This is a genomic window from Photobacterium alginatilyticum (assembly GCF_009910675.1).
GTDB classification, from domain to species: Bacteria; Pseudomonadota; Gammaproteobacteria; order Enterobacterales; family Vibrionaceae; genus Photobacterium; species Photobacterium alginatilyticum.
Genome location: NZ_RSEJ01000005.1, coordinates 1 through 26,509, shown reverse-complemented (window position 1 = coordinate 26,509; position 26,509 = coordinate 1). Strand labels below are relative to the sequence as shown.

Annotated in this window: 10 protein-coding genes and 1 tRNA gene; 1 reads left to right on the top strand and 10 read right to left on the bottom strand. The window is 52.7% G+C overall.

Annotated elements, in window-relative coordinates:
- Nucleotides 1-36: 36 nt before the first annotated feature.
- From EIZ48_RS06625 to fabD, 7 genes are all read right to left on the bottom strand, one after another.
- Complete coding sequence (locus EIZ48_RS06625) at nucleotides 37-5,502, bottom strand: non-ribosomal peptide synthetase (RefSeq protein WP_160649510.1); 5,466 nt, start codon at nucleotides 5,500-5,502, stop codon at nucleotides 37-39.
- Nucleotides 5,499-7,253, bottom strand: a complete 1,755-nt coding sequence (locus EIZ48_RS06620) for an ABC transporter ATP-binding protein (RefSeq protein WP_160649509.1) — start codon at nucleotides 7,251-7,253, stop codon at nucleotides 5,499-5,501. Before EIZ48_RS06620 ends, EIZ48_RS06625 begins: the two co-directional genes overlap by 4 nt.
- On the bottom strand, nucleotides 7,246-9,024 hold the full coding sequence (locus tag EIZ48_RS06615; protein ID WP_160649507.1) for an ABC transporter ATP-binding protein: 1,779 nt from the start codon (nucleotides 9,022-9,024) through the stop codon (nucleotides 7,246-7,248). Before EIZ48_RS06615 ends, EIZ48_RS06620 begins: the two co-directional genes overlap by 8 nt.
- 98 nt (nucleotides 9,025-9,122) lie before the next feature.
- Nucleotides 9,123-12,656 (bottom strand): beta-ketoacyl synthase N-terminal-like domain-containing protein, encoded by a 3,534-nt coding sequence (locus EIZ48_RS06610; protein WP_160649506.1) that lies wholly within the window; start codon nucleotides 12,654-12,656, stop codon nucleotides 9,123-9,125.
- 19 nt (nucleotides 12,657-12,675) lie between these two features.
- Nucleotides 12,676-17,412 carry a type I polyketide synthase gene (locus EIZ48_RS06605; protein WP_160649505.1) on the bottom strand — a complete coding sequence of 1,579 codons (4,737 nt, stop codon included), beginning with the start codon at nucleotides 17,410-17,412 and terminating at the stop codon, nucleotides 12,676-12,678.
- A 41-nt stretch (nucleotides 17,413-17,453) separates the two neighbouring features.
- Nucleotides 17,454-22,040 carry an SDR family NAD(P)-dependent oxidoreductase gene (locus tag EIZ48_RS06600; RefSeq protein WP_160649503.1) on the bottom strand — a complete coding sequence of 1,529 codons (4,587 nt, stop codon included), beginning with the start codon at nucleotides 22,038-22,040 and terminating at the stop codon, nucleotides 17,454-17,456.
- 4 nt (nucleotides 22,041-22,044) lie between these two features.
- Nucleotides 22,045-23,307: an ACP S-malonyltransferase gene (fabD, locus tag EIZ48_RS06595; RefSeq protein ID WP_160649501.1), complete on the bottom strand. Its 1,263-nt coding sequence runs from the start codon at nucleotides 23,305-23,307 to the stop codon at nucleotides 22,045-22,047.
- A gap of 241 nt (nucleotides 23,308-23,548) precedes the next feature.
- Between fabD and EIZ48_RS06590 the strand changes: the two genes are divergently transcribed.
- Nucleotides 23,549-24,277 (top strand): thioesterase II family protein, encoded by a 729-nt coding sequence (locus tag EIZ48_RS06590; protein WP_160649499.1) that lies wholly within the window; start codon nucleotides 23,549-23,551, stop codon nucleotides 24,275-24,277.
- 42 nt (nucleotides 24,278-24,319) lie between these two features.
- Here EIZ48_RS06590 and EIZ48_RS06585 read toward each other — a convergent pair whose 3' ends face one another.
- The 3 genes from EIZ48_RS06585 to EIZ48_RS06575 form a co-directional block, all read right to left on the bottom strand.
- Nucleotides 24,320-25,381, bottom strand: coding sequence for an SGNH/GDSL hydrolase family protein (locus tag EIZ48_RS06585; protein ID WP_160649497.1), 1,062 nt, complete (start codon nucleotides 25,379-25,381; stop codon nucleotides 24,320-24,322).
- A 279-nt stretch (nucleotides 25,382-25,660) separates the two neighbouring features.
- Entirely contained in the window at nucleotides 25,661-25,966 is a 306-nt protein-coding gene (locus EIZ48_RS06580) for an MliC family protein (protein ID WP_160649495.1), read from the bottom strand.
- Nucleotides 25,967-26,425: 459 nt separating this feature from the next.
- Nucleotides 26,426-26,502 (bottom strand) — tRNA-Asp (locus EIZ48_RS06575).
- Between the last annotated feature and the right edge of the window lie 7 nt (nucleotides 26,503-26,509).

Genomic DNA, 26,509 nt, shown 5'->3' with positions numbered 1-26,509 from the left:
TCTTCGATTCAATTTATTTAGGATCAGGCATATACATCAGGTAAATTGCGTAACCAGCTCATTCAATCCTGCACCGATCCGAGAAAAGTCCGCCCGACTGAAACTGTTATTGTTTATCGCCGACGAAAGCATCAGCTCATCCTCCCACGAATAGACAAACACCAGATCAAACAGCGCGTTCCTTTTTACTGCCTTACGGTCGTCATTAGCGATATAGATACTGCAATGCCCTGATTTCTCCGGCGGCAGCAGTTGCCTCAACGCGACAACCGTCATCCCGGCAACCGCTTCCCCAACACGCTCAAAGAAACCCGGCAGGCTGTCTATGCCTGACAGGTCAACCGTGACGAGCTGGCACTGAACATCGCCGTCACCCAGATAAATATCAAGACGGTTGAGCTCCGTGGCAGCCGCCAGCGCGTAGACCGTCAGGCCGGTCAACAAGATATCTCGGGACACGCCAAGCTGCTCCCCGAGAACGTCCAGCTGTCGGCTCTGCCCGGCAGCATAACGGTAGTCCCACTCGGGGGCCGTGGCATCATTGTCGATTGGCGCAGACGGGAACGGGATCCCGGCACAAGGTATCATCTCGACCTCAGACTGCTGACTGTCGTACCAGTCAGCCAGCCTACAAATCGTGGCATGTTCGAGGATATCTATCGCCATCACATCAATCCCCTGCTCTGCCAGCGCTTTTTGCACCAGTACAACATGGAACGAATTCCCGCCGACATCAAAGAAGTTGTCATGGAGCCCGATATACGAAATCGGCAATATTTCAGCCCAGGTCTGGTAGATCACCTGCTGGGTGGCTGTCTGGGTCTTCACCGGCTGTAATTGAGGCTTACTGCTTTCAATGGCCGGGAACGCCCTGCGGTCTGCCTTGCCGTTGGCGGTTAACGGAAACTCCGCCAATCGGGCCCATGCTTCCGGCACCATGTAGTCAGGCAAATGAGCCCTTAAGTGCTGACGGAGCAAATCTTCTTCGATGTCACTCTCTGACAAATAGAATGCACAGAGGTAGCTTTCGCTGAACCCTTGTATCTGGCGCTCTCTGACCAGACAAACCGCATCACGGATAGCCGGATACCAGGTCAGCACCTCTTCAATTTCATGCAGCTCTATCCGGTGGCCTTTCACCTTGACCTGGTTGTCCTGCCGTCCGCACACACAAAGATCGCCACCTGGCAGCCAATAGGCCAAATCGCCGGTACGGTACATCTTCTCTCCGGAGCGGAAAGGATTGGCAACAAACGCCGTGGCCGTTTTGTCCGGCAACTGGTGATAGCCTCGTGCCAACCCGTCACCGGCGATATACAGCTCGCCCATCGTTCCCATCGGACATAGTTGCCGGGCGTTATCCAACACATACAGTTGGGTATTATCGATAGGTCGGCCAACCGTGCTCTGTATCGCATGGGTCAGCTCGCACACGGCCGACCACACGGTCGTTTCTGTCGGGCCATACATATTAAAGACTCGGGCCGGGCAACAGCGCTTTATGCTCTCGACCAGCTCGAAGCCGACATACTCGCCGCCCATCAGCACCTCGCCGACTCCCGAGAAACACTGCAGGTCAGGCTCAAAGGCCAGAAACATCTTCATCCGCGACGGCGTAAACTGCAATGTGGTGATCGACTCAGTCCGGACCAGTGCGCTCAGGGCCGCCATATCTTGCTGCTGTTCTCGGCTGGCAATCACCAACTGGGCGCCGGTCAGTAGCGGAAGGAAAAACTCAAGCACAAAGATATCGAAGGAGAACGTCGTCAGTGCCAACATCGTTTTGTCGGCCGTAAAGTCCAGCGAACGCTCCATCCCGTTGATGAAATTGACCACTGAGTGGTTTTCGATCATGACGCCTTTTGGCTGCCCGGTCGAGCCCGACGTATAAATCACATAGGCCAGCTGGTGGGGATCATACGTCACCCCGACCGGCAACGACGTCGGATACTGCGCAATCCCCTTGTCACGACAGTCAAGGATCGTTTCGCCGGACAACTTACCAGCCAGCTCAGGAAGATCCGTGAGCAGCAACTCGACGTCGGCATTGCGGATCATGTACTGCAATCGCTCATCCGGGAAATCAGGATCCAGTGGCACATAGATCATTCCGGCCTTCAGCACAGCCAGGATAGCAACGGCCAGATCAACCGACGGCGATACCATGATCGCTACCCGGGCAGGACGCCGTCCCAGCCGCTCCAGCAAGGCATACGCCAACTGGTTGGCACGCTGATCCAGCGCGAGGTAACTTAATGACAGCCCCTGACTGCGGCAGGCCTGCTGCTCGGGATCCCGTGCAACCTGCTGGTGAAAACGCTCAATCAAGGTCTGAACACCGTCAACGGGCTGCGCGGTTTGATTAAACGATTCCACCAGCTGCAACCGCTCGGCCGGCGGCAGTGTGTCGATGGTCCCCACTCGTTGCGGCGGCATGAACTGGGGAATACGCTGCAGCAAGATCTGCATATGGTCCGCCAGCTGACGGATCCGGCGGCTATCGACTATGTTGACGGCATGGGAGAAAGCCAGGGTCAGCGAGCCCCCGTTACGGTAGGCATCGACAACAATATCGGCCTTCACCTGACGCTGAGCAATATGTATCTCCCGGGCTGAAACGCCCAGCGACTCAGACTGCCACGACATCGCATCATGCAGGGCAAACATGGTATCAAACAGCGGTTGCCGACTGGCGCTACGGGGCGCTTTGACCGCCTCGACAAGATGCTCGAAGGCAAAGTCCTGATGGGCCACCGCGCCGGCAAACTGCTGCTGGATCACTGCCAGATAGTCTCCGAAGCTCATTTCACTCTGATACGGAGCCCGGACGGGCAGCACGCGCATGAACACCCCGGGAACATCCGCAACCTCAGGCAAGTCCCGCCCGGCCACAGGCACCCCAATAACAATATCATCCTGCCCGCTCAGCTTGTGCAGCGTCAGGGCATAGGCCGCATACAACAAGACGAACAAGGTACAGCCTTGACGGCTGGCCACCTGTTGCAACTCACTCAATAGTGCCGACTCGATGTCCAGATACAGCGTGTCTCCTGCACCGTCAAACTGCAACGGACGATCCTGGCCGGGCGAGAGTTGCAAAGGTTCCGGCAAGTTGGCCAGCACCTGCTGCCAGTAGTTCAGGTTGTCCGCCTCGAGCCGGGTCAACTGCTGCAGGTTATAGCCGATATAATCATGGTACTGCCACGGCAGAGGAGCCGGCAACGATGCTCCCAGGCTTAGGCTCTGATAGCTATCCAGCAGCATTGTCAGCAACTGAGTAGCGCTCATTCCGTCGGCAATACTGTGGTGAATATCCAGTGCCAGGAAAGTGCTGCCCTCCGCTACCGACCACAGCCCGACTCTCATCAAGGGAGCTTGCTCGAGGGCAAAAGGACGCACAAAGGCATCCTGTGCCATAGTGAGCTGCTGCCTATCCGCCAAGGAAACCGGTTCGACCGGTATGGATACCTCGGGCATAACCCTGGTTACCACGTCTCCGTTGTCGATATCAAAGACCGAGCGCAGTACCGCCAGTTGCCCGACACAACTATCAACGGCCTGTTGCAGGATCGAGATATCAAGAGAGCTGTCAATTTCTACCACCCGGGTCAGGTTATAGCTGGTATTTTGTCGATGGAACTGGTGGGCCAGGATAATATTACGCTGCAGGACAGATACCGGACCGACTTGCTCCAGCGGCACCGGCTGTAATTGACAGGCCGGCTGCTGCGCTGCACTGGTCTGCGCATATTCCAGCTGTGTGGCCGGCGTAAGATGCTCGAATAATGCCGCCATTTCGACCGCCACAGCGAACGCTTTTTCCATTTCAGCCTTGAGCGACATCAGCAACAAAGAGTGGCCGCCACGGCGGAAGAAATGGTCGTCCATCCCGATCCGCTCTTGCTGCAATACCTGACGCCAAACCGCCAGTATTTTCTCTTCCTGCGGTGTCTGCGGACCACGATAGGCATCGAACCTCAACTCGACACCGGATAAGTTCGACAGCGCCTTGCGGTTGATCTTGCCATTGGGCAGCATTGGCAGCGCATCGACCAATTCCCACTCGGCCGGTACCAGAGCCTGATGCAAACGCTGGCCGACAAAATCAAAAATTTTCGCCCCGTCAGCCTTGTCCGAGACGATAAATGCCTTCAGCCTTGCCGAGGGCAGTCCGCTGTCCATAACCTGGACAACACATTGCCCGACAGTCGGCGCCTGCTGAACGACTCGCTCGATCCCTAACAGATCCGCCCGCACCCCGCGAACTTTAATCTGGTTATCTTTACGTCCGAGGCATACCAGCTGACCGTCTGGCTGGCTGACACCAATATCTCCGGTAAAATAATAGGGCGGCGACTGGCGGAAACAGCGTCGGTTTTCCTCTTCCTGGCCCAGATAACCGTAAGAGCGCATCGCCGTTTCAATCACGATTTCCCCAGGGTCACCAGCGGCGCAAGGCTCACCCTGCGCATCCAGAATGTGCACCTTCACCTGTTCGTCAAGCGGGCGGCCAATAGGGATCACATCGAGTGCCTTGTCGTCCGGCGTCACCCGGCGGAACACTTTTGCCAGCGTGGTTTCGGTCGGGCCGTAAAGGTTCACCAACTGGCACTGCGCCTCGCCGTAGCGGGCATAGAACTGCTCGAGATCCTGCCCCCGAAGCTGCTCCCCGGCCAGGAATAAGTATTCCAGGCTCAGTGGATGCGGAGCGCCATCCTGTGCAGCATCACCCTGAAGCAGACGCTGCCTGAACAAGGTCGGTACCATATGAAGCGCACTGATTTCCTTCCGGTTGAGCCACGCAAATAACTCGTCGCTCAGCACCAGATCACGCACCTCGGGCATCACCAACACAGCCCCGGACACTAACGGCAGCAATACCTCACGTAAGTAAGGATCAAACGCCGGTATCGTCACCTGTCCGACACGGTGGCGGGCAGAGATACCGAATTCGTGCTGCTGCCACTGGACAAAATGGCTGAGCCCCCGGTAACTGCCGAGGATAGCCTTCGGCTCCCCCGTCGAGCCCGAGGTAAAGTAGATGTAGCACCGATCCTGAAAACGGGGGGGGGCCAGCGCTAAAAGCGGGACCGGCTCCAGAGAGGGAGTGATCTCGTCCCACACCACAATGTTGGGAGGCTCGGGCAACAACACCACGATCTTCTCCAGTTTGGCAGCATGACGCGCCGAGGTCACGATGCAGGCAGGGGCGATACGCTGCATCATGGTTGCGGCCAGTTGCTCCGGCAAACTGACATTAACAGGAGCGAAGACATGCCCGGTATGCAGACAGGCAAGCAGCGTACTGACCAGAGTCGGGCAGGAGTCTAGATACAGGGCAATATTACCCTGTCCCTGCCGGTGCAGAAACTGCGCAATAGAGGCCGTTTGCTGCCTCAGGGCACCATAGCTTAAGGAGTCCTCGCCCCACTCGATCGCCGCAGCCTCCTCCCTCGTGGCACATTCCCGGGTAAACATTTCGACTAAATCGTATTGCCTCATGCTACTACCACCTCTTCCTGATCAGATTGCATCACCAAGTCAAAATAAGCACCTTGCCTGCGCATCAAGGTATCGTGATCGCCGTGCTCCACCAGCTGTCCGTCTACCAAGACAAAGATTTGATCCACGTTACGGATTGTCTTGAGCCGGTGCGCAATCACGATGGCGGTTTTTTGCTGTAGCAACTCATCCAGTTCAGCCTGGATCTCTGCCTCTGTCCGGGCATCCAACGAAGCCGTCGGCTCGTCCATAATCAAGACCTCGGCGTCTTTGACCAGTGCCCGCGCTATTGCCAGACGCTGCTTTTGCCCCCCGGACACATTACCGCCGCCTTCCGTTATCTGGCTCTCATACCCGTTCGGCAGTTGAGCAATAAAGCCCGAACATCCCGAGCGTTCGGCAGCCAGCTTGATATCCGCCATGACACAGTCCGACCGACCGTATGACAGGTTAGCCTTGACGGTATTGGAAAACAGAAACGAATCCTGGGGAATAAACGAGAAGTGTTGACGCCAGGTATCGACATCTAGCTGCCTGGACTCGCGGCCATAGGCAGCAATACTTCCTTCAGACGGTGCATACAGCCCCATCAGCAGTTTCATCAGGGTAGATTTACCCGACCCGCTCGGGCCAACAATGGCGACCGTTTGCCCCTGCTGTACCGCAAAGGAAACGTCGCGGATCACCGCCTCGCCCGCGGGATACGCAAACGACAGGCCCTTCACCTCGATCACAGGCTGACTCAAATCCGGCTCTTCCGCCTGCTGCTTGTCGGTTAACTCGCCAGGCAGTGCGAACAGCTCGAAAATGCGCTTGGCTCCGGCGAGAGATTTTTGCAGGTAGGCCACCAGCCCGCCGAGCTCGCGGAACATCATATTGAGCGCCGTCAGCAACTGGATCATGGCGATGATTTCGCCCAGCGGCGTCACACCCATCGCCATCAGAATTGCGCCGAGTACCAACATGCCGGAGAAATTAAGGATCTTGAGGCTGAAGTTAGCCAGTTCCAGCTTCGCTCTTATTCCGCTGTTCTCTTTGGTGTTATCCAGCCATTTCCCGTTACTTTTCTCATAGTTGTCCTGCTGGGCCGACTGCATATGGTAGATCCGGACCTCTTTAGAGCCGTAGACCGCATCCATGGCCGTCGCCGACATTCGTCCGAGCGTGGCCTGAATACGATCACTGACCACCCGCATCTTTCCGGCATAGTAGTGATTGACGACAGCCGTCAGTACGGCAACGATCACCAATACCACCCCAACCTTCCAGTCTATGACCATCATGGCGATCATGGCGCAGATCCCCGTCAGTACGGTAAAGACCAATTGCCTGAACTGATAACCAAACACCTCGGATACGGCGTCAACATCACTGTTGACCCGAGATATCAGCTCACCGGGATGGTATTGCTCGATATCTCCGACCCGGCCGGCCGACAGGTGATCAAACAGCTGCAGGCGTAAATCAGCCAGTGTCTTGAACAAACTATGGAAAAATAACTTACCGAAAATAATGAAGGTCAGGCCGGTAAATATCCCCATTCCGATCACGGCAATACTGGAGCGCTGAAGCTGCACCATATCCTGCTCGACGATGGCATTAATCATGTCTCGCATGATAAAGGCCAGCGAAATCATAATAATCGTCTCGCTGAGCGCATGGCCCAATACGCCGGCCATATATCCCAACCGCCGCTTTTTCATCAGCGTAAACAGCTGCAATAACTCGTCCCATTCCGCTCTTTTAAGCATGACTCAGCTCCTCATTGGCTGCATGGTCGTAATAAGCCTGATGAAGACGGTAGAAATGTCCTTTCCTGTTCATTAGCTCGCTATAAGTTCCGTTTTCAATCACGCGGCCCTGATCCAGCACCACCACCCGGTCCATCATCGACGTAATGGCCAGCTTATGGGTGATCACGATGACAGTTCGCTCGTCGGCCTCCCGCAGGATGGCCTGTTCAACCAGGCTTTCACTGGTTTGATCCAGCGAGGCCGTCGGTTCATCCATCATCAGTACCGGTGCCGGCTTCAGGAACGCCCGGGCCAGAGAGATGCGCTGCTTCTGCCCGTAGGAGAGCGACACACCGTTTTCGCCCAAAATAGTCTCGTACCCTTGTGCCTGTTCGCGAATAAAACTATCGGCATAGGCTTTTTGAGCAGCCGCTATCACTTCGCTCTCGGTCGCATCCGGTTTGGCCAGGCGAATGTTTTCCATTATCGAAATAGGGAAAAGAAAAGTTTCCTGATTGACCACCGACAACTGCCGGCGATAGCCGTCATCCTCCGGCTCCCTCTCATCGAACATCCGATCCGCCGCCAGGCTTATCTCGCCGGTATGCAGGTAGAATCCGGCCAGAACCTTCAGCAAACTGCTCTTTCCGCTGCCGCTTTCACCGACAATCGCCACTTTCTCGCCGGGCTCAATAATCAGATTGATATCTTGCAGGGCCTGTACCGCCTGGTTATTTTCGGGTTGGTAAACCAGTCCGACCTTGTCCAGTTGTAGCTGTGGTCGTTCGAGATGAGAAAGCGTCAGGTGATCCAGCTTTTCATCGGCCTCGTCCAGCAAGTGAAAAATACGCTTGCTTGCGCCCAGTGCATCTTTGCAGCCTGCAATATGGGTCGGCATCTGGGCAACCGGGTCAATGACAAAATTGAGCAGATAGAAGAAAGCAATAAGTTCCCCGAGACTAAAATCGCCGGCAAGGGCACGGCCACCGCCGACAATCAGGCAGACAATACTGGGAACTAGCCGGATCATCACCTGTACCGGACCCATCCAGGCGTACCGGTCTACCAGCTTGAGTTGGCTGGACAGCCCGGTGTCCATCTGCTTTTTAAAATCTTGATAGAGGTAGCCACGCAAGTGAAATACCTTCATGGTGGCAAAGCCTGCCAGCATCTCGGCCAGGACACCAAACCCCCGACCGAAATAGGTTTGGGTGTTCATCGACAGCTGGGACATCGACCGCGTCATTAGCATGATCAGGAAAAAACCGACAGGGATCGGAATAATGCTCAGCATCAGCAGTTGTGCATCCAGCACCGCCAGGTAGGCCGCGCCCATGACAAACATGATCGGGTGGAGGATCAATAACGGCAGGCTGACTTCGGCAAAGGTATTAATTTTACGAATATCACTGCTAAACCGGGCAACAACATCTCCCGCATCGTAGTTCTCAAGGGCCGAAATTGACATTCGGGTCACCTTCCGGAACAAGCGCTGGTTCAGTCGGTGAACAAAGCTGCCGCTGAAATAACCCGCCAGCTTGAAGCGGTAATAGGTCGCGGTCGCACCGACTGCCAATACCGCCAGTAACAGCATGATATTGCCAACCTGGCTACCCAGTTGCTGATCCGCAGACTCATCAATAATCGTTTTTAGCAAATAGGTCTCAGCAACACCGGCTGCGACGGTACCAAAGGCCGCAACAATAACCCCCAGCAACAGCCCCCGGAAAACAAAGGCATCCTTTAACAACCGGATCAACAATTTCAGATCCGAGCGGGAAATATCCATCTTCTCTTTACCCCACAAATAATAATATTGGCTCCTAGCCAGCAAGGCCCTCTGCCAGGGCAGAGGGCCAGCATTAACGGCTAGCAGCGCTCACCGACTCACTCAACCAGATGATGCAGGAAGGCGCCAAATTGCTCGGAAAGCTTCCTGATCGTATCGATATGGTGAATTTTTCGGTTGTACCCCCAGATCATCGTCAACTGACCGTTTTGGATGCTGCCGCGCACATCGAGAATATCCGCATGCACCAGATGATCATCATCCACCTCAATAGAAATACCATCGACAACACGTACCGGGCTGTCCTCATCCACTTCGAACATATCCCCCAGATAGTTGATCGATACCTGCTTGCGCAGGTAGTCATACCGACTGCCCGGCTCGCGAGTCTCGATATTCTGGGTAATAAAGTTCCCACATCCCTTGGCCGGCAGCGACAATAACTGCGACTGAATATCCTGCAGGTAAGCCAGCGGTGACTCACTCGGTCGATGCTGCAACACAAAGTCACAGCCCACCGCAAACAGCCCCAGCGTCTGGGTAAAGTCATGGCTACGGTCATGGATCACATCACGCCCGGTGATCACGTTATGGATTTCTACCCACTCCCCTTTGGTCCAACCGGCAACAGTGTGGGCCAGTGCCGCAACCAGAAGATCCAGCACGGTCACCTGGTGCTGCTTCACCAGCACCCGGCAGAGCTTGTCGGTAGTCTCCTTGTCGAACACCTGCTTATGCTCTTCCTTGGAATAGCGATAGTTAATGCCGTCGGCATAGTCTTGCGGAAGCAGAGGAAGATCCTGCAATGGCGTCTCGGTCATAAACCGTGTCTGTTCATCGCTGATTTCACGCGCATAGCGCTGACTTTCCTGGATAAACTGGAAATATGACAACGGTTTGCTGCCAAGGGTGAGCGGGCCGCCATGGGTCACCTGGTTGTACAGGGTCAGCAAACTTCCCATATAGAGGTTGAGGGAGAAGGCATCCATCAGTACATGGTGGAAATAAGCCGCAAGATAGTCCGGCTTACCTTCGCCCTGAGTGAAGACCGTAACGGTATACAAGGGTCCCGATGCCAAATCCAGGGCACACAGCTTGCTGTTGACTGTTTCCTCGATAAACCTTTTATGCTCCTGTTCGGGAACTTCAGATATATCAATGTGCTGGAAGTTAACCGCTTCACCTTCGGGAGCAATAGCCTGGTGCCACTGGCCGTCAGTCTTGGCAAATCGTGCTCGCAACATATCGTAGTAGCCATCCAGGTACTGCACGGCATCACGCACTCGCTCCGGTACCAGCGAGTATTGTACGGACAGCACCACACCCACGGTGAGGTGGCCCGGATTCTTGAGGGTATCACTGATCCCCAGCATAAAGGCCTGCGTCGAGCTGATAGGCTGCTCGCCGGTGATCATCTCCTGTATCGGAGCCAGTGCCTGAATGTCAGATTCCGGTTTTTCTTCCAGCACCGCCGCCAGCGCCTCGATAGTCTGATACTGATACAGCAGCTCAGGTTTGACTGTTTTATGCAGGTTATGGCTCAAGCTCTGAACCAGAACGGCTGCACTCAGGGAGTTACCGCCATAATCGACAAAGCTCTGATCGATGGCGATGGTGTCCAAGCCAAAAAGCTCCCCCCATATCGCCCCGATGGCCTGCTCGGTCTCGCTGTAACCCTCATCACCGCGCCCGGTCAATTGCACCTGATGCGCAGGATGCTCCTCATACTCATCTTCCTGCTCACAGTCAGGACGGAAAGGACGCAGGGCGGACTTCGGTGCCCAGCAGCGATCGGTATTTCTCGGATAACCCGGCAGGCTGATCCGCCTGAAAGTATACCCGTCATATAACGACGACCAGTCAACCTGCTTGCCGGCACGGTAAAGCGCCTCAACCTGCTCTAGAAGATGAATCTCACGACCTGCACCTGCCGGAGGCATTGCCAGTCCCTGCCTTGATGTCGGTACGGGCGCCAACACATGGTAAACAGCCCCCTCCTGAGCACTGGATTCCCAGTTATCACCAAGATCTTTACGAGCCGCCTCCAGCCTTTGCAGGCACTCGGTACGAGAGGCAAACGCTAGCGTGATCACATGGCTGCGAAGCTGGCGACCGGTATTGGCCGTATAGCACAACGCCCCCAAATCAAGCTGCTCGTCCTGACAGAGACGAGTATGCATGGCACTCAGCTGTCTTTTCAGCTTATCGATGTCATCGGCCGTCACCGTCAGCAGCAGCGGCACGTCCGGCAGTTCGGTCTCGGGGGCCTGATACTCCTCAATCACCATGTGGCAATTGGTCTTGGTCATACTAAAGGCGCTGACACCAACCAGTTTTGGCTTGTCAGGCTGCGGCCAGTCCGTCAGACAGTCCTGGATATAGACCGGTGACTGCTCCAGCTGCAGATGGTGATTGGGAACATGAAAGTTAGGCGAGGCCGGCAACTTGTTATGCTTCATGGCCAGCAGAACCTTAATCACTCGCGCCAGACCTGATACCCCGGCGGTATGACCAATGTTGGCCATCAGGGAGCCCATCCCACAGAATTGCTTCTTCTTGGTATACGGCTTAAAGGCACTGATAATCGAGGAAAGCTCAATCGAGTCGCCTAAATGGGTACCGGTGCCATGGGCCTCGATATAATCCAGTTCTTCGGGATTAATTCTCCCATCCTGCCAGGCCTTCTGCATCACCTTGCTCTGCCTTACAGCCTGCCCGTCATGGTTAACAGCGGTTCCCCGGATCACACCATAGATGTTATCGCCCGCCTCGATGGCTTTTTGCAGCGGTTTAACAATCACACTACAGGCGCCTTCCCCCCAGAGCATGCCGTTGGCATTATCATCAAACGCGGCACTGCGTTCCGACGTTGCATTCATGCCTTCCATGCCGTCGGCCACATCGCTCTTATAGAGGTTAAGCAGGTTAACGCTGGCGACAATTGCCTGCTCGCAGGTATTGTCACGGATGGCGTTAACCGCAGCATCCAACGCCACCAGCCCCGAGGAGCAGCCCGTATCCATCGCCAGGCAAGGTCCGTCAACATTGAGCGCGGCGGCAATACGGCCCGGGAACCACCCGGTCATCGAGCCCATACTGCTGTAAAGACTCTGTTCGCGGATATAGCGGTCAAGGTTAAACTTGCCGTTACTGTCCACCCCGACGAACACACCGGTATGGGTGTTCATCCACTGTTGCGGGCTGTATCCCGCATCATCGATAGCCTGCCACGCTGCCAGCATTAACTCCCGCTGGCCCGGATCCATCAACTGGGCTTCCTTGGCCAATAGGGAAAACTCGCCGGCATCAAACTTATCGATATCACTTAGCAAGTTATTGATACAAATTTCGGCATCTTTCGGCACGGCCGGATCGCCGAACAAATAGCGCATGTCTGCGTGCCGATTTGGCGAGTATTTCCCGCCACCGGTCTTCTCCTGCACCAGCTTCTGCCAAAACGCCAACGGCGTTTCGGCAGCAGAGAAGCGACAGGAGATACCGACGATAGCCACATCAGTCCGGGCACGGGTTGCGCCAAGCGCCTTGATAAGCGCCAGTGCATGACCTTTGTCAAATTTCCCCGCCTGGACCTGTTCCAGCAGATACCGGGCTAGTGCTTTGTTATCACTCATATCGGTCTCTCCGTGTCTATTACTCAACAGCTTGCAGGATGTCATCGATAGAGGAATCACCGCTATCCAGTCCGTCGAGCATTGCCATCAGTTCATCGTCATCAGGTTGCGCCTTGGTGGCAGGCTCTTCTTCTGAGCCTCCGTTGAGGTAATCAGCCATCATGGCTACCGACGGGTAGGAGTAAATATCGGTAATATCAAACTTGCCAGGGAAGCACCGTTCGAGCGCTCTTTGCAGCTCAATCGCCAGAATTGAATCCCCCCCCAGACTGGTGAAGGTATCGTAGATATCAATCTCTTTCAGACCCAGGGTAGTAGCCCAGATAACCGCCAGTTGCTGGGTGTTTTCATTGGTCGCCCCCTGCTCAAAACCGGTCAGGGTTACATCCGCCGCATCCACGGCTTCAGGTGAACTGGCCGGGTTCTTGGCTTGGTTGTCTTTGTCGGCATGCTTGCGAACCTGCAGGCTGATCCCGTCAGACAGAGGTACGATAGAACCGCGTTCGTTAAAGACAGACAGATTCAGGCGACCGCTGCACAATACCGGCAGATTGCTATCAAGCATGGTATCGAGCATATCCAGGGCTTCGGCATCCCCCAGACCATAGACATAGGTGCCTTCACCCGAACCGACGCCGTGCTCAACCGCCATACCGGTTTCCATCCAAGGTGCCCAGTTGATCGCCAGAGCTCGGCGCCCCTGCAGCATGAGGTTTTCTGCATAGGCATCCATGAAGCTGTTCGCAGCGGTATAGTCCGCCTGTCCCTGACCGGCAAACAGTGACGATATCGATGAGTAGAACACCATAAAGTCTGTTTCATCTTGTCGGGTCAGGCGATCAAGCAACACGGTACCGCGGATCTTAGGCAACAGAACCTTGTCGAAGACCGACTGATCTTTATCCATGATCAGGCCGCGGCCCGCCGCCCCCGCACAGTGGAACACACCATTGATCCTGCCATACAGCGATCTCGCCTTGTCGAGGGCAGCAGCCAGTGAGGCTTCATCGGTCACATCGGCGCTGAAGTACTGCACATGGCTGCCAGCCACCTCAATGGTACTCAGGGCTTCGCTTACCTTCTCCATACGTGGATCGTCAGGATTCAACGGCGAACGGCTCAGCAATACAACATTGACTGGCTGCTTGCCGGCAAGGTGAACCGCGGTCTCCAGGGCCAGCCCGCCCGAACCACCGGTGATCACATAGCAGCCGTCAGATTTTAGCGAAAGCGGCTCTGAACCCAGCTCGGTCGGATTGACAATGCCAAACTGCGGCAGGTAACGTTCTTCGTCCCGGAAGGCTACGCTGAACGGCCCCTCGACATTGGCAAACTCTGTCGCCAGAGATTCAACGCTGGTATGCAAGTCAGTATCAATAACCCGGGTAGCGACTTTCCCGTATTCCATTTTGACGGATTTACACAAGCCCTCGACAGCCCTGCCATAGGCATTGACCTGTTGCTCCGAGGAAGTCTGCTGTGCCTGATGGGTCAATACCGAGAAGGCAACGTCGCTGTTAATTTTATTCGCCAGCATGGCTTTGATGGTATAGATAACACTGTAAATGCCCTTGCTTAGCAAGGCATCGTCATCCGGAGTAGAGTTGACCAGGAAGCCGTGAACAACATGGGCTACAGGCTCGACAGCCAGCAACTCGAAGAGCGCCAGATAGTCAGCCTCGCTGTCTCCGACGGTATAGGTATGATCATCTACCTTGGCAACCTGATCGCCCAGCGTCACATCAATCACCGTGGCACCACGATGCTCGAACGCAGACTTGAGCTGGCGGCTGCGTGCATCCCCTGAATTCAGGAAGATCAGACGCCCTGGCATTTCAGCTATCTGGCTGTCAGCCGCCTCGGCCTGCCAGTCGACACGATAGAACGCCGAGCCTTTGTCGTTCTGGACCTGGAACCGCTTACGGTCAACCCGCTTGATGTTGTAATCAGTCATCTCGGCAAGAATATTGCCTTCGACATCACACAAGGTCAGATCAAAGGTCAGTGTTTCATTGTGTCCGCTTCGAGAGCTCTTGAGGCGGGTGACGGTATAGAACTCAGCAGGCAGCGGTGCGTAGATCTTCATCGACGTATAGATATACGGCAGATACATAGTACCCGGAATGATAGTCTGGCTAAAACCGTTGGCACTCTGATCCAGCAGGCTCGGGTGGAGGTAGTAGGTATCCAAGTCTGGCCAGAATTCCGACGCCAGTTTGTTGTTATGGATAAACTCGTTCTCGCCCACCCACTGACGCTCGGAACACCGCCAGCGAGGTCCGAAGGAGAAGTCAGTGTTATTACTGTACATGCTATCCTGAGCTTCCTTGCCCGCTTTTAGCGCCTCAAGATCGACACGGTGTTCTGGCACAGACGTCAGCTGGCGCAGTGAGCCACTGATGTGCTTGATCCAGTCAGAACCGTTATAGCTGATCACCTCGATATCAACACCCTGATCACGGTGCGTCACCACAAACTGGACTTCGTAGCCATCAGTTTCTGGTGTCACAACCAGCGGTGCCAGGAAAGCCATATTGCTGATTTCGACCGGTACCTCTCCCCAGTAATAGGCGGCAATCTGCTTGAAGGCCTCGACATAGGCTGTGCCCGGAAGGATATTGATCCCCAGGATCAGGTGCTCGGTCAGCGGCCAGTGCTCTTCCAGCGACAGCTCGGTCGTAAAGATATCCTTGTCCCTGCTCGATACGGCCAGTTTGTGCAGCAGCGGATGGATGTTTTCCTGCACCTTGCCGGCGCCGCGGAAGGCATCAATCATGGCCGGCTCGGGCCAGAATTCCTTGCGATCATAAGGATAGACCGGCAACCTTACGCGCTGGCACGGCGATGAGTAAAGTTTGTCAAAGGCAATGTCGGCCCCTTTGACATAGTAACTGGCCAGGAAGGTCTGCTTGATCACCGAGACGGCCGGCTTTGCAGTCAGATCCGCAATAAGTTGCGCCGCAGCCCTGCTGTGATCTTTCTTCTCGTGCTCGGTCAGCTCATCCTGCTCCCGCTGACGCTTGCTGTCGCTGACAACCTTATGCTCAGCAAACAGGAACCAGTCTTCGGTACATTCTTCGTAGCCTGACTCAATCACAGCCCGGATCTTGGCGCGCAGATCAGACACAGAGCTGGCAATGATCATCGCGCGCAGGTTGTAGTGCCCACGGCCGGTCGAGGCGGTATAGCAAACATCCTGAACAGCCAGGTTATCGCCCTCGGCATCAAAATAGGTCAGATAGTTTTTCAGCAGAGCCTCAAACGACTGGACTGACTTAGCCGATATCGGGAACAGGTATGAAGTCTCTGTCACTTCGTTACGGGCCGGCTGAGCAGGCGCCTCCTGCACGACGACATGACAGTTGGTGCCGCTAAATCCGAACGAGTTGACCCCTGCGGTTCGCGGCACATCGCCGATAGTCTGCCAGGGGGTCATTTCGCTTGACACATACACCGGAGAATTGGGGAAGTTTATGAACTGGTTCGGCTTTTCAAAGTTGATTGTCGACGGCAGTTTTTTCGCCTGCAGGGCCATGACAACCTTGATCAGTCCGGCAATACCCGACGCTCCGACAAGGTGCCCCATGTTCGATTTTGCCGTCCCGATGGCACAAAACTGCTTCTTGTTGGTAAAGCGCTTGAAGGCATTGCTGAGCGCCTTGATCTCAATCGGATCACCCAGCGCCGTCCCGGTACCGTGAGCCTCTATGTAACTAACCTGCTCAGGGTTGATCTCGGCATCTTTCCAAGCTTTGACCAGCATTTCTTCCTGAGCCAGTGCATTTGGCGCCGTATAGCCATTGGAGCGACCGTCGTTATTGGCAGCACTACCCTTGATAACCGCGTAAACCCGATCACCGTCCTTGACTGCCTGCTCCAGAGATTTGAGCATCACAACACCCGCCCCTTCACTCCAGACAGTTCCGTTGGCACGATCATCAAACGTCTTAACGATACCGTCAGCCGACTCGTAGGTCGCCAAAGAGGTATCTGCGCCAATTACCGGGTTGTACTGCACGCCGCTGACCCCGCCGGCGAGTGCCATCTCACACTCTCCGCTACGAATGGCCATACAGGCCTGGTGGACAGAAACCAAACCTGCCGAACAGGCGGTATCCGTGACGATACTCGGTCCTTTCAGGTCAAACAGGTACGAGATCCGGCTAGACAGGATCCCGGTCCATGTACCCGTCACCCCGAGCGGCTCGTCCTCGACCATAATGTCGAAGCTCAGGCTCTTGGTATGGTTACGGCCGATAAAGACACCGGTATTCGAGCCGAGGATCTTTTCGCCGCCATAACCGGCATCTTCCATCGCGTGATAGACCTCCTCGAGGAAAATCCGCTGGATCGGATCGATAACCGCTGCTTCACGAGGAGAAATACCAAATACACTGGCATCAAACTCATGAATTTGCTCAAAGTACCCCTGCTTCTGGTAGTTAATTTTATCTTCGCGAAAATCGGTAATCGCCCGATCGGGATACTGCTTGTTGAAAACGTTTTCAATGTAATACTGAATCGCCTTCTTGCGTGCCTCGGGTAAATCTCGGATTAAATTGGTACCACGAACAATGTTGCCCCAATAGGCCTCTTTGTCCGGACCGCCGGGGAACCGTCCGGCCATCCCGATGATGGCAATATCTTTGCTCTTCTTCTCGCCACTTTGCAGTTCGTTAAGCAGCTTCTTGGCTTCTTCCTTCGATAAGGTATTGTTTGCCACTTGGCTGAATATGTATTTTTTTAAGTCAGACATAACGCTTCCTTGACCCTTAATATCTCATTCTTTATCGATAACTAGTTAAATGACTTCGCATTCGCTTCTTCGACCGAAATATCCCCGGACTCCAACTGGCTCAGTAAGGTATCCAGATCGGTATCATCGTCTTCAGGCTCGTGTTCCTGCGGTTCAGGAGGTTGGATCAAGGGACGAATGTACTCTGCAAGCTGCGAAACGGTGGGATAGGTGAAAATATCAGTGACATCTATGATGTTGCCGAACTCTTTCTCGAGTAACTGAATCACTTTAACCGCCAGGATGGAATCGCCACCTAGGCTGAAGAAACTATCAAAGAGGTCGACTTCGCCAAGACCGAGCACCGAGGCCCATACGGCAGCAACAGACTGGTGAATATCATCCGTCGCCAGATCGCCACCTCCCTTGAGGACAATAGGTTCATCAGTCGGTATGGTTTGTTGCCGTGTGGTTTGCTGCGGTCTGGTTTTCTGAAACGAAAAGCCCAGTGTCACCGGGAGCTCCTCCACGGGCTGGTCATAGGATGGATTGAGCTGTCCCGGCATCACAGTGCCCTGACTGCCGCTGGCAAGCAGGCTCTCGAAAGCAGCCATTCCCTGCTGGGTCGTCAGCGGTGCCATCAGACCGTCAAACTTGGCCTGCTTCTCGACAGCCATCCCGATCTCTGACCAGGCCGGCCACTGAATCGACAAGGCCGGAAGCCCTAGCTGACGGCGCTGTTCAGCCAACCCGTCGAGCCAGGCGTTGGCGTAGGTGTAATCAGACTGGCCCATACCGGCAAATACCGCCGTGACCGAGGAATACAGGACGAAAAAGTCCAGCTCGTCTTCCCGGGTCAATCTGTCCAGTACATGAGCTCCGGCAATTTTGGCCTGGGTAACCTGACGAAATTCAGCCTCGTCCTTGCGGAAGATGAACCCGTCCCCCGCCAGTCCCGCGGTATGGACCACACCGCCTATTCCGTCATAACGTTGGCGGGCCTGGGCCAGCACTGACGCGATGCCATCGGCATTGGCGACATCAAGCTGGTGATGCTCAACCGTTGAACCCTGGCCCCGTAACTGCTCGATAAGCATTTTGAGCTGGTGAGACTTAGCACTGTTGCCTTGGGGATCGGTCCGGCTAATCAGACATAGGTGACAGGCGGCCTGAGCCGAAATGGCCAGCGCGGCCTGCCGAGCAAGTGCGCCTGATGCCCCTGTTATCACGTAGCTCTTTCCGGCACGGATCACCGAAGACGGTAATAGTGCTGCTTGAGACATCTGACGCGGCTGCAGAACAGGCTGGTAACAGCATTTATCCCGCCATACCAACATCTGGTAGCCTGCTGTCGGGTAGAGCAAAGGCAGAATTTCAGCAACCTGTGTATCTGATTGCAGATCAATACAGCTCACCGAAACATGGTGAAGCTCCTGGCTAACCACCTTTGCCATGGCATACATCGCGTGCACAGCCGGATCTACGGTGGTCCCGGACTCTGAAGCAAACCCGTTCGCAGCAATGATGTTTAGCTGAAGTGGCTGCTTACGCTGGATCTGTACCAGCTGTTTGGTAAAACGGAACAGCTCAACGGCCGTTTCCTCGACAGCTGTCATGCCATCACCGGCGTGATTACCGAGGTAAAATACGACCCTGTCGGCAGCGACAAGAGGCGCACTATTCGGTTTCAGCTCCTCAAGGTTTTCGTAACTTATAACCCGGTTACTCTGCGACAGCGCCGTTGCTAACGACGATAGCATTCCGTGCGGCTCAGCTCCCAGCAGGACAATATCCTCCCCTTCAGGGGAACGGGACTGTGAAAGCTCCTGAGGTAGCAGTACGGTCTCGAAACCGTCACCCGGTTCGGCACGGAAATTCTGCTTGTACTGCTTGATAACATAGTCCCGGATAACCATAACGGGTTCATTGTCCGGACCGACAATGTCGATATCATATTTCACCGTTTCCGGTGCCGGATCCTGACCTTTTTTCATCGTCAGCAAGGCCGAGAACTGAGCAGGAAGCGCTTTGTAGACCTTAATCGAGCGGTAGGAAAACGGCAGGTAGGTATCGGTCCCCGCAAGCCCGTTGGCAATATTGACACAGTGATCCATCAGTGCAGGGTGAATATGATAGTCAGCCACCTCGCCGACAAAACGCCGATCAAGCGAGAACTCGCCAAGTACCTGATACTGGTACCGGCAGGCTCGAGTCAAACTGTCCCAACGCGGGCCGACATCACTGACTTCCTGCTGGTTGATCTGGGCTTCGGTAACCGCCTCAAAGTTAGCGAGGCTGGCTCCTTCCGGTATCATTACGTCGGAAGTATCAGGCTGACAGCGGTGGATCTCACCCTGGGCGTAGGTGATCCAGTCCCCTCCCTGATGCCCCGTCACAATAAACCGCTCGTGATTGTCTTCATGGATCATCACCAGTTGAATATCACGAGGGGAATGTTGCTCGACAATCACCGGCTGTAAGAAGATAACCTTGCGCAGCTCAACGGCTTCATACCCCAGGTAACTTGTCGCCAGCGCCGAGGCCATTTCAACATAGGTCGTCCCGGGAATAATGTAGTTGCCATCAATGATGTGCTCGTTCAGTACCCAGTGCTTGTCGACATCAAACCGCGTCATGAATATCGTACGGTCATAGGAGTCAGCCAGAACACAGTCAACCAGAGGATGGTTGACCTCACGCTCACCGCGAAGCTTCACAGACTTAGGCAAAGAAACCCAGCAACGCTTGGCCTCGAAGGGATAGGCAGGCAAAGATAGACGCTGATATGCGCCACCTTTGTACAGGGAGTTCCAGTCAATATCGGCACCTTGCAGGTATAACTCGGCAACCTCTTGATCAATCCGGCTTGTTTTCCCGTTCAGTCTGTCTCTGACTGTGTCGGTTAGCTGACGGAGATCATCATCCGTAAGCTCTCCCTGAGAGCGAACCTGTTTGCTTGGCGGAACAACCTTGTGATAGCCGTACATTGGGCTATCTGACAGGTCTCCGGATTGCAGTTGCTGCAGCTGCTGGCGCAGAACCACCAGATCTTCTACGCACAGAAGAAGGCGATGTGCATGATGTGAACGTCCACAGGCCAGGGTAAACGCCTGATCTCTCAAAGACTCCGCCCCCAAAGGAGCTGACAGCCAGTCGGCATAGTCAGCAACAACTCGCTCCAATGCTGGCAGGCTGGTAGCAGATAACGGTATCCAGTAAGTCGTCTCCGTCGGCGCAGCGATTAACGCAGCCTTGCCTGCTTCGCAGTCGCTTACATCGTGGGAATATTCTTCGAAAATTGCATGGGCATTCGTGCCACTCAGGCCAAATGCACTGAGGGCTGCCCGGCGAGGAAATATCGCCTGCGGCCATTCGGAACAGGTATCATTGACATATAATGGGCTGTCGATGAAATCAATTTCTGCATTAGGCGACAAAAAGTGCAGGGTCGCAGGAAGAGTCTTGTGCTTGAGCGCCATGATAAGTTTAATCATCCCGCCCATGGCAGCGGCATGATCCAGGTGGCCAATATTGCTTTTTACCGCACCAATCGCACAATACTGCCTTTTATCGCTAAATAACCGATAGGCTTTGTTAATCGCTGACAGCTCGATAGGATCTCCCAGCTTGGTGCCCGTTCCATGCGCCTCGTATAAGGCAATGGTTTCCGGATCGATATCCCCTTTCCTCAGGACATCCTGGAGAAGCTGGTGCTGGGCATCGGCATTGGGCGCCGTAATTCCTACCGAACGGCCATCCTGGCTAACCCCAGTAGACTTCACCACGGCGTAGATGTGATCGCCATCTCGCTCAGCCTCACTCACTGACTTGAGGATCAACGAAACAACACCTTCCCCAGATCCAATACCATCCGAACGCTCATCAAAGGTTTTGCAGCGCCCTGAAACAGAACGTAGCCCCAGTTCATTTTCATCGGCTAGCGGCAGCAGACGGACCTTAACGCCTCCGAGCAAGGCCATCGTGCACTCTTTCTTCTGCAACGACTGACAAGCCAAATGCAAGGCGGTCAAGCAGGAAGAACAGGCCGTATCAACAACAAGGCTTGGACCTTTCAGATCCAGGATATAAGCCAGCCGGCTCGCTATAACCGACTGAATATTGCCGGCTTCAGATAGCATATCGGCACTATCAGGCGCGATCTGCTCGACGTATTGACGGTAAGTGGGGTCGAAATCGCTATTGAACCCAACAAAAATGCCCACCTTGCTCCCTGACAATGCCGCCTTGCCATAACCGGCATCCTCAAAAGCACGCCACGAACTTTGCAATAACAGGCGCTGGTTGGGATCCATGCCGCACGCCTCGTTATAGGACAAGTTAAAAAACTCGTGGTCGAACTGATCGACATGCTCAAGGAAAGCCGCTGGATAAAAGCTGGCATCACCTTGTTCGCTTTGTCCGGCATCTAACGCACGAGAAGCCGGAAACGGGCGAATGAAGTCTTTGTCTTTCTGCAGCTTATGCCAGAAATCCTCTAACCGATCGGCATCGCCAATACGGCAGTCTATGCCGATAATCGCAATATCTTGATGGCGTGAACGAGACTGAGCTCTCGCCTGTAAAGGCGGCGAATCGGGTTTCGGGGGCTTTTTCTCCCCCTTGTTCACTTTAAGAAAATCATTGAACATCCGACTAACCCACTAATTCTGAAACAGAAAAATCAGTGATCAGGGTATTCAGCTGTACTTCGTCGGCGACCTGGTTAAAGCGCTGAAGCTGTTCGTGATGCGATACACCCTTGGTATCTAGAATGGTCTTTAACAGACTCAAAGCTTGCTGTGCCGTATCAGCCGTCACATCACCGGCCTCATTCAACGCTTTCAATGCGTTATATGGCTGAACAGCTCCTCTCTCATACGCTTCAATATCGTCATTGGTATTACGGGTACTAACAGCTACAGCCATGCATTTGTTGAACACATTGATATTCTGTTCCTGGTTAAACTGAGCCCGCTCTGAGCGGTTCATTACCAAGGCACTTAAGTGCTCACGATCGGCCTTGAGATCATAAGAAAGGGCTTCGACGGCATAATGATGTTTCGCCAGCTTTTTCAATACCGAGCCAGGCCCAAGCTCCAGTGCCAGACTAATACATTCCTGCTGGATATAATCCATCGTTTGCCTCCAGCAAACAGGACTTACTAACTGATCAACCAACAGCTGCTTAATCTCACTGGCTCCCTTGTATGCCTGGCCTGTTACGTTTGAAATAACCGGGCAGACAGGTTCGGCAAAGGTATATTTCGCAATTTCCTGCTCAAAATGATCAGCAGCAACCTGCATCAACGGCGAATGGAAGGCCCCGCTAACTCTTAGTCGTTGATTTTTGATGTTAAGATCATCGAAATATTGCTGGATGGCCTCAATGCCATCAACCGACCCCGAGACAATAATCTGATCACCGGCATTGAAATTGGCTGGCGCTACGACTGTGCTACCCACCGAAGCCTGCTCACAGTATTGCTTCACAAGAGCTTCGTCAGCACCAATAACTGCCAGCATTGCACCCTGGCTATTGGCTGCCGCCTCTGCCATTAGCCTGGCGCGTTGCTCAACCAGTTTTAATGCATCAGAAAATGACAATACACGACTTGCAACCAAGGCGGCATACTCGCCCAGGCTATGACCGGCTACTGCGGATGGCATAATGCCGTATTCACTCTCAAACTGACGATACAACGCCACATTCATTGTCAAAATGGCTACCTGGGCATTTTCAGTCTGTGTTAATACCTCCGGGGAAGACTCAAAACACAGCTTGGCTATATCTCTATCTAATACTTCAGAAGCTTCAACAAATGTATTATTAACGACAGAATTTAATTTAAATAACTCCTGCCCCATACCAATATATTGAGACCCTTGACCAGGAAACAATAACGCAACTTTTCTCATGCCTAACCTCTGAAAATATTAAATTAAAAGATATCCAGTTATATTTACCACACCAAGAGATATAGTAATCAACAAGCATTGTTACATCTGGAAACACCTCAAGAAATTAAACGAAAAGTTAATAACACAGCAGACAAATTGCGATTCACTTCCAAAAAACAGAATAAAATAAAAATAATCGCTAGATAACCAATAAAGAAAGATATTATTAGAAAACCTTTTCATTATTTAAATGATTAAAATGTCAAAATGGTACTCAAGATATAATTCAGACAATGCAGAAATCCGAATCATTTTCCTTCCCTATGCCGGAGGGAGCGCCTCTATATATCAAGACTGGGTAAGCCAACTTCCCCCAGAAGTGGAGGCAATTCTTGTTCAACTACCAGGGCGAGCAAATAGATTCAGTGAAGCATTAATCTCCCAAATGGACAAACTTGTTCCTGAGCTTGGTAATGCCTTACTAGAACTGCCGCCGCGGCCCTACATTATATTTGGCCACAGCATGGGCGGACGGATTGGCTATCAGCTATTGGAATTTTTCAAGGAAAAAGAACAGCCTTTACCCATGCACTTTATCGCATCAGGGTGTAAGGCTCCACACCAGATAAGACACAAATCAGGAAGCTATTTATTACCAGAAAAAGAGTTTATTCAAGAGATAGAAAGACTCAATGCAACACCTCATGAAATACTTGAAAATAAAGAGCTTCTCAACATATGCATTAATATTCTAAGAGCCGACTTTGAAGTTGCAGACTACCAGACGGAACACCCTGAGAATAAATATGATATTCCATTTACTCTGTTGTTTGGATTACTCGATGAAGAAGTGAGCTTAGATGACATCGAGGAGTGGAGGTTACATTTCAATGGAAAAATTAATGTAAAATTATTCAATGGCGGTCATTTTTTTATTAACTCACATACAGACAAGGTAATTAATGAGATTAATAAATTATGCTATTAAATAGAGAGGGGGTAACCCTCTCTATTTGAAGAAGCTCTCAAACTAATCAAGTAATGATAGCTCTTCTATTCTCTTAACCAAATTATCAGCCATCACTCGATGCTCAGATTCAATAGGGTGCCCCATACATCCTAAATGTTCAGTCATGTAATAATGACTATACACATCTTCAATATTTCGAGCCGCCAGCTGTGCTTCTACTGCCCCCATTGGCTCTTTGAACCAATCTTTTGAAATCATCAGAATAGGAACATCACCATACCGAGCTCGCTGCTGAAGAATAAAGTCAACATAGGTATTCACCCAAACATCGAAAAAAGTGCCCATATCAGGCCAAGGTTCACCGGGCTGCAAGGGTGTACTAAAGTCATTACTTCCCAAGTTAATTACAACAAGGTCCGGGTGGCGATCTTGATACTCTTCGCCTGTATTAAAAATAGAGCCGGCCTTATTCTTGTAATGAGGAAGATTATGATACGGCTCACCACCGTTCCAGTTTCTTACCATCCCCAAACCTGAATAGGCAACTAAAGTACGGCTAGCATCGAGCTCATCAGCAGCAATAGAAGCATATGATAAACGCGCATTTGTCGTATCTATCACCTCTGCCGTTGTACACTCCCGCTTGTTAGATTCATTACCGTACCCCACGGTAATCGAATCACCATAGAACAAGATATGCGGTTGCTGTTCCCAGACACCTTCAATTTCGCCATCCGTTTCAAAACTATCAACTCGGATCATGGCATCATAATTCTCATTACGTTTTATGATCTCTACATGCACTTCCTCTTCCTCGGGGAAGTTCAAAAGATCATAGTTGGCCAAACCAGCAGATGTCTTTAGAATATGGCTAAACTCACCATCAACCATCACATCAAATTGCGTACCACGACCATCTAAATTAACCGCTAACCGAGTACCGGAGAACTCAAACTGAATACTTGAACCAGGCCAACTCAGTTCGACATTGCCTTCATTCCAGTTTTTGACATGCCTCCCCTCGTAGTTAATTCGATAATCTGTTGCAGAGATCGTTGTAGCAAGCACATTACTACTCAAAACCACCGAAGCCATTAAAGTCGCCGCTTTCACCAGTGACATAACCATACCCTCCATGCACTTGGTTTCACAAAAGTTGCAACACGCTATCAAGATTCCTACTAAGTAACAATTCAGTAGCTAACGGATAAGTGTGAAATTTTATGTGTAATTGCAAGCATTCGGGACACCATACAACCAGTATGAAACGCCTCTTATTTCACTCATATCAGTTGGAAGGTAATTCAATATTCTAATCGCAATACGATTCACTTTGATATTGCTATAAACAATATCATCAGCTAAAAGCAAACTGCTATATACATCCCAAGCAGTGATTATTTATTCCCTGGCAACACATCCCTCCAATCTAATCTCATCCCACTCAAGCATGGCTTCATCCCCCTTTGTGTATAGATAAGTACTGCCCACCAGATCACGATACTGTGCCCCAGAAGCCGAACGTCGTCGCTCAAGTGTTCGCGTATCATTCAAATAATTCACGATTGCTGACTCTGCAGTAGGGTACGTTAATGTAAAGTACTGCCCAGCCTGGCAATCATAGGTGATCTCGGCCGGAAAGCTACTTTGATCCGTTGTACAGGCAACTAAAGACCATAGACTGATAATTAATACTACCTTTCGCATAATAAAGCCCTCATAGGGTTTATTGATAAGTCTAGCAACAGAAATAAGGTCTGAAGTTCAATGATGTACAAGAAGCGAGAAGTCTATTTGTAAGATGCAAAAAAACCTCAGCATTTCTGCCGAGGCTTTCGAAGAAGTGGTAGAGCGGCAGGGCCGGCATTCCAGCGGGACTCTTTTGCTCGAAGAGCAAAGTTAAATCACAGATATAAAAAAACCCAAGCATTTCTGCTTGGGTTTAGTATAAGTGGCGGACGGCTGGGGTCGCACACGACCGGGACTCATTCGCCCGCAGGGCGAACATAACCTTCAGATATGAAAAAAGCCCCGTCTTTCGACGAGGCTTCTTAATAAGTGGCGGAACGGCCGGGCTTGCGCACAAGCGGGACTCATTCGACCGCAGGGCGAACATATTGGACAGATGGAAAAAAGCCCCGTCTTTCGACGAGGCTTCTTAATAAGTGGCGGAGCGGACGGGACTCGAACCCGCGACCCCCGGCGTGACAGGCCGGTATTCTAACCAACTGAACTACCGCTCCACACTAT

Coding starts and splice junctions, on each gene's coding strand:
- EIZ48_RS06625 (WP_160649510.1), bottom strand. CDS start 5,502: ATGAGGCAATACGATTTAGTCGAAATGTTTACCCGGGAATGTGCCACG.
- EIZ48_RS06620 (WP_160649509.1), bottom strand. CDS start 7,253: ATGCTTAAAAGAGCGGAATGGGACGAGTTATTGCAGCTGTTTACGCTG.
- EIZ48_RS06615 (WP_160649507.1), bottom strand. CDS start 9,024: ATGGATATTTCCCGCTCGGATCTGAAATTGTTGATCCGGTTGTTAAAG.
- EIZ48_RS06610 (WP_160649506.1), bottom strand. CDS start 12,656: ATGAGTGATAACAAAGCACTAGCCCGGTATCTGCTGGAACAGGTCCAG.
- EIZ48_RS06605 (WP_160649505.1), bottom strand. CDS start 17,412: ATGTCTGACTTAAAAAAATACATATTCAGCCAAGTGGCAAACAATACC.
- EIZ48_RS06600 (WP_160649503.1), bottom strand. CDS start 22,040: ATGTTCAATGATTTTCTTAAAGTGAACAAGGGGGAGAAAAAGCCCCCG.
- fabD (WP_160649501.1), bottom strand. CDS start 23,307: ATGAGAAAAGTTGCGTTATTGTTTCCTGGTCAAGGGTCTCAATATATT.
- EIZ48_RS06590 (WP_160649499.1), top strand. CDS start 23,549: ATGTCAAAATGGTACTCAAGATATAATTCAGACAATGCAGAAATCCGA.
- EIZ48_RS06585 (WP_160649497.1), bottom strand. CDS start 25,381: ATGTCACTGGTGAAAGCGGCGACTTTAATGGCTTCGGTGGTTTTGAGT.
- EIZ48_RS06580 (WP_160649495.1), bottom strand. CDS start 25,966: ATGCGAAAGGTAGTATTAATTATCAGTCTATGGTCTTTAGTTGCCTGT.